At 34.3% G+C, this 432-nt stretch carries 1 pseudogene; it reads left to right on the forward strand.

The window, feature by feature from the left end:
- Positions 1 to 432 (forward strand): annotated as a pseudogene (locus B2X73_RS14130) (glutamine--fructose-6-phosphate aminotransferase); the annotation flags it as partial.

Here is a 432-nt window from a genome sequence, read left to right on the forward strand (position 1 = left end):
CGATTGCAGTTTTAGACAAAGAAGAAGCAAATACAATTGTTGTAGGACGTTTAGGTTCTCCATTGGCAATTGGTATTGGAGAAAACGAATTTTTTGTAGCTTCTGATGCTTCTCCGTTTATTGAGTTTACAAAAGATGCGGTTTATTTAGAAGATGGTGATATGGCAACAATTACTTTAGACAAAGAAGTAGATGTACGTACAATCCAAAATAACGAAGCAGTTTCTTTAGATGTTCAAGAGTTACAATTAAATATTGAAGCGATTGAAAAAGGTGGTTACGAGCATTTCATGTTAAAAGAAATCAACGAACAACCTCGTTCTATTCGTGATACAATGCGTGGACGTTTATTAGTAGACGAAGGCATTATTAAAATGGCTGGTATTTGGGATCATCAAGAAAAATTCTTGAATGCAAAACGTATCATCATTG

Source organism: Empedobacter sp. UBA7252 (assembly GCF_002472765.1).
In the GTDB taxonomy this organism is placed as follows: Bacteria; Bacteroidota; Bacteroidia; order Flavobacteriales; family Weeksellaceae; genus Empedobacter; species Empedobacter falsenii_B.